3 protein-coding genes are annotated in these 5,115 nt (G+C 46.3%); 2 read left to right on the plus strand and 1 reads right to left on the minus strand.

Annotated features, from left to right (window positions below; all coding sequences use genetic code 11):
* Window positions 1-21 precede the first annotated feature (21 nt).
* Entirely contained in the window at window positions 22-465 is a 444-nt protein-coding gene (locus AB4496_RS21390; RefSeq protein ID WP_004731749.1) for a dCMP deaminase family protein, read from the minus strand.
* A 259-nt stretch (window positions 466-724) separates the two neighbouring features.
* Between AB4496_RS21390 and AB4496_RS21395 the strand changes: the two genes are divergently transcribed.
* Window positions 725-1,861 carry an efflux RND transporter periplasmic adaptor subunit gene (locus AB4496_RS21395; RefSeq protein ID WP_009844788.1) on the plus strand — a complete coding sequence of 379 codons (1,137 nt, stop codon included), beginning with the start codon at window positions 725-727 and terminating at the stop codon, window positions 1,859-1,861.
* A gap of 11 nt (window positions 1,862-1,872) precedes the next feature.
* On the plus strand, window positions 1,873-5,025 hold the full coding sequence (locus AB4496_RS21400; RefSeq protein ID WP_009844789.1) for an efflux RND transporter permease subunit: 3,153 nt from the start codon (window positions 1,873-1,875) through the stop codon (window positions 5,023-5,025).
* Window positions 5,026-5,115 lie beyond the last annotated feature (90 nt).

Here is a 5,115-nt window from a genome sequence, read left to right on the forward strand (position 1 = left end):
CCTGAGACCTAGCGTTAGAGATTAATCCAGGTCAGCGAGTGGCAACCAGTCTACTTCTACACCAGCTTGCTCAAACATATCTTGGCTTATCTTGATCTTATCTCCCCAACGAGAAAGGAAATCTTCACTTTGCTCTGGGCAATGTACCGCTGAAATTCCAGTTTGGATGATTTTTGCTGCACAGTTCGGACAAGGGAAGTGAGTGACCCAAACTTCACAACTGTCTAAATCACGTTTAGCAAACAAGATTGCATTTTCTTCAGCGTGAAGTGTCTTGAGGTATTTCATCTCGCGATCGTCAGTATCCGCACTATCAGACACGCCATGTGGGTAGCCATTAAAGCCAACTGAAACAATACGGTTGTGCTTAGTGATGACGGCGCCGACTTGAGTTGAAGGATCTTTACTCCAAGAACCGACCAATTCCGCCATTTGATAGAAACGTTTAGCCCATTTTGAAATCATGAGAATTCCTTAACAATTAAATGTGAATGCTTATCTGTCTGACAATACATGATGTTAGACAATATCCATAGAGAACAGAAGCTGAGAGGTTGATTTACTTAGAAATTGTAACGCGTTTGTAATTACTTTATAAGCACTTAGTTTCAATTAACATATTGATACACTTTGGTTCGTTATAATTGATATTCCTCGGACAATAGTAACAGGTGTGTTACGTAAATTTTATACTGTTCAAATACTAACAAGTGACGGTATAACCATGCGTAAAAAGTTGATCCTTACGGCTCTTGCAAGCTCTCTTATTCTTGCTGGATGTGGGCAAGATGCTCAAAATGCCAAGCAAGCGCCTCTACCTCTCGTAGCAGTACAGGATGTTAGCGTTGTTTCTCACCAGCAAAGTAAGTCGTACATCGGTCGTATTGAAGCCGTTGAAGACACGGCTATCACAGCGCAGGTTTCTGGCTATCTACAAAGCCGTCATTTCAATGAAGGTCAAATGGTCGAAAAGGGCCAATTACTGTACTCCATTGAACCCTCTTCATTTGAAGCTGAAGTAGCAAGCGCAAAAGCGTCTGTTGCTCAAGCGAACGCGAACCTTAAAAAAGCCGAGCTTGATTTTAACCGAGGTAAGAACCTTCTCCCTAAGGGGAGTATTTCTCAATCGGAATTTGATGCATTGACAGCAAACTTATTGGGTTCTCAGGCACAGCTTGAAGCAAGTCAAGCACAACTCAATGCAGCCAATGTTCAGCTTTCTCATACCAAAATTATTGCGCCTTTCTCTGGACGAATTAGTGACACCAAAGTGAGCACGGGTGATCTGGTTTCACCGTCTTCAGGTGTACTGACTACGTTGGTTAGCCTAGATCCAATCCATGCATCGTTCAGCATCAGTGAGCGTGAGCGTATTGAGCTGGGTATGGATCGCATCGAAGGCGACGGCAGCAGCGATTCTGCAGGTGTTGAAGTTCAGATCATGCTTGAGAATGGTGAAGCGTTCGAACATCTAGGTCAGCTTGATTTCTTGGGTAACCGTATCAACCTCAATACTGGTACGATCGCGATGCGCGCAATTGCTGATAACCCGAACCAGCAATTACTTCCAGGCCAACACGTTCGCGTTGATCTACGTGAAAAGCAATCTATTGATGTTGTGACTATTCCGCGTCGTGCGGTTCAAACCGACCTAGAAGGTGACTTTGTGATGGTATTGGTTGAAGGTGAAGCCGCACCAGTTGCTGAGCGCAGAAACATTGAGATGGGGCGACAAGTTGAAGGTGGTGTGATCGTTCATTCTGGTCTAGAGAAGAACGACGCAGTGATCACTCAAGGCCTACAGCGTGTACGTAATGGTATGTCTGTTCGTATTCAAGCTTCTGCTGAACAAGCTGAGTAAGGGGGCTATTTATGTTAAGTCGTTTCTTTATTCAAAGGCCTAAGTTTGCCCTTGTCATATCCATAATATTAACGCTGGCGGGTGCGATCTCTCTCGCTATCTTACCAGTGGCCGAATATCCAAAAATTAGCCCACCATCGGTCAGTGTGTCGGCATTCTACACGGGTGCCAGTGCTGAAGTGGTGGAACAGGCGATAGCCGACCCCATAGAGACATCGGTGAATGGCGTAGAAGATATGATCTACATGTCTTCTAAAAGTGCTAATGATGGTTCATACAACCTTAACGTGACCTTTGATGTCGGGACTGATGCTGATATGGCTCAGGTCAACGTTCAGAACCGCGTTGCTCAGATCGAATCGAAACTTCCACAAGAAGTAAGAATGGTGGGTGTAACGGTCAAGAAGCGTTCACCTGACCTATTGATGGTATTGAACTTCTACTCGCCGAACGGAGAGTACAACGACCAATTCCTTATCAACTACGTGAACTTGAACATTAAAGACCAATTGGCTCGTGTAAAGGGCATCAGTGAAGTTAACGTGTTGGGTGGTGGTGAATACGCGATGCGTGTTTGGTTAGATCCTGAAAAAATGGCTAACCTCAATATAACTACCTCTGACGTGAATCGCGCTTTGGCGGAGCAGAACGTTCAAGTCGCTGCAGGCCGTATTGGAGCAGCGCCTTATAACAACGCGCAAGAAGTGCAATTCAACTTGGTGACAAAAGGCCGATTAGAAACGGCTGATGAGTTTGAAAATGTAGTGCTTCGTGCAAATCAAGACGGTTCAACGGTTTATTTAAAAGACGTTGCACGTGTTGAGCTAGGTAAAAAGTTCTACGATGGTAACGGTAAATACCGTGGTCAAGACGCTTCAATCGTAACGCTGTCACTTCAGTCAGACGCTAATGCGCTGGAAAGTGGTAAAGCAGTCATGGCGATGCTAGACAACCTAAGCAAAAATTTCCCTGAAGGCGTTGCTTACGAGGCGAGTTACGACACCACACTATTCGTTGCTGAGTCGATTAAAGGTGTAGTTAAAACACTCATCGAAGCAATTTTGCTGGTTATCGCAGTAACGTACTTGTTCTTGGGCAGTGCCCGTGCAACCTTGATTCCTGTGGTTGCGATTCCGGTATCTTTGATTGGTACTTTTGCGGTCATGCAGATGACCGGCTTTACCATCAACACAGTAACCCTGTTTGGTTTGATTTTGGCGATTGGTATCGTAGTAGATGATGCGATCTTGGTTATCGAGAACGTAGATACTACGATGGCCAAAGATCCTACCATTTCACCGCGAAAAGCAACACTGATCGCGATGAAAGAAGTGACCGGTCCAATTGTGACATCTACATTGGTACTGCTTGCCGTGTTTATCCCTGTAGCGATGTTGCCAGGTATTACCGGCATCATGTATCGCCAGTTTGCTCTGACTATCTGTATCGCGGTTGTGATCTCTTCTATTAACGCTCTAACGCTGTCGCCAGCATTGTGTTCATTGGTTCTTAAGCAGGGCGGTGGTAACACAGCACGTTGGTACCAAGCGTTTAACCGTGGTCTTGAATCAGTAACCAGCAAGTACGGTCAAATTGCAGGCTTCCTTGTGAAAAAGGGTGTTCTGCTGTTTACCTTCTTCGTTGTGGCGCTAGCAGCGGTAACTTACTTCGCGAAAACCACGTCTACGGCTTTCGTACCTCAAGAAGATAAAGGCATCTTGCTGGTTAACGTGCAGCTTCCTGACGCGGCATCGCTGTCTCGTACAGAAGATGTGACAGAGCAGTTACTAGAGATGGTTGAGCAAGAGCCGGGCGTTGATGGTGTGACACTGGTTAACGGCTATGCATTCATGACGGGCGCTTCAGCTTCGAATGGTGCGTCGATGTTCATCAAGCTCCACGATTGGGAAATGCGTAACGCACTAGACGGTCAACATTCAGCGCAAGCTATCTCACAACGTATTAATGGCCGAGCAGCAACAGAACTGCCTCAAGCGATTGTATTTGCAATGGGACCTCCTGCGGTTCCGGGCATGGGTGCTGCGTCTGGTTTTGAGTTTGTTCTCGAAGATACATTAGGTCGTAGCCGCACTGATCTGGCGATGGTAATGAATGACGTGATTGCTGAGGCAAATAAACAGCCTGAGATTTCACATACCTTCAGTACCTTCCGCGCCAATGTACCTCACTACTATGTCGATATTGATCGTGAGAAAGCGCAACAGCTAGGTATTCCCCTATCGGAAATATTCCAAACGCTACAAGGCAATCTTGGGTCAATGTACGTGAATGACTTCACCATGTTTGGTAAGAATTTCCGTGTCACCATGCAAGCAGACAGTGAACACCGTAGCAGCATGGATGACCTACAACGATTCCACGTGCGTTCGTCTAATGGCGAGATGATCCCGTTAAGCACATTGGTGACTTACGATCAGATCTTTGAACCAGACGTAGCATGGCGTTACAACATGTACCGCAGTGCGGTGATTCAAGGCCAACCAGCACCGGGTTACTCAAGCGGTGATGCGATTGCTGCAATGGAACGTGTCGCAGCTGACGTGCTGCCTCAAGGCTACCAGTACGAATGGACAGGCATGGCTTATCAAGAAGTATTGGCAGGCAACCAAGCGATCTTTGCTTTTGCACTGGCTCTGATCTTCATCTATCTGTTCATGGTGGCGCAGTACGAGAGTTGGACAATCCCTATAGCGATTATCTTAGTGGTACCGGTTGCAACCTTAGGTTCTTTCTTGGCGCTGAACCTGACAGGCACACCGCTGAATCTCTATGCACAAATTGGTTTGGTCCTCTTGATAGCTTTGGCCGCGAAGAACGCAATCTTGATTGTGGAATTCGCAAAGGTTGAGCGTGAAGAGAAAGACGCACCGATTGAAGATGCGGCGGTGAAGGGCGGTACGCTGCGTTTTCGTGCTGTGAACATGACGTCTTGGTCATTCATTTTAGGTATATTCCCGCTTATCTTCGCTGCGGGTGCTGGTCACGTGAGTCAAAACTCATTGGGTATTTCTCTGATTGGTGGCCTGCTATGTGTGTTGTTAGCGGGTACGTTCCTAATCCCTGGCTTCTATGCATTCGTGCAACGTAAGCGTGAGAAGGCACACGGTGGCAATACCAAGTTGATTCCACTGGACGATGAATAGGGAAGTTAGTGTCTTGTAGGATGAGCCCTTTACAAGGTTTCTCCTTGGTAATTAATTTCTTGTAAAAACGAAGGCTTAGCATTGTGCTAA

Source organism: Vibrio sp. 10N.222.46.A1 (assembly GCF_041473595.1).
Taxonomy (GTDB): Bacteria; Pseudomonadota; Gammaproteobacteria; order Enterobacterales; family Vibrionaceae; genus Vibrio; species Vibrio tasmaniensis_A.

Coding starts and splice junctions, on each gene's coding strand:
- AB4496_RS21395 (WP_009844788.1), top strand. CDS start 725: ATGCGTAAAAAGTTGATCCTTACGGCTCTTGCAAGCTCTCTTATTCTT.
- AB4496_RS21400 (WP_009844789.1), top strand. CDS start 1,873: ATGTTAAGTCGTTTCTTTATTCAAAGGCCTAAGTTTGCCCTTGTCATA.
- AB4496_RS21390 (WP_004731749.1), bottom strand. CDS start 465: ATGATTTCAAAATGGGCTAAACGTTTCTATCAAATGGCGGAATTGGTC.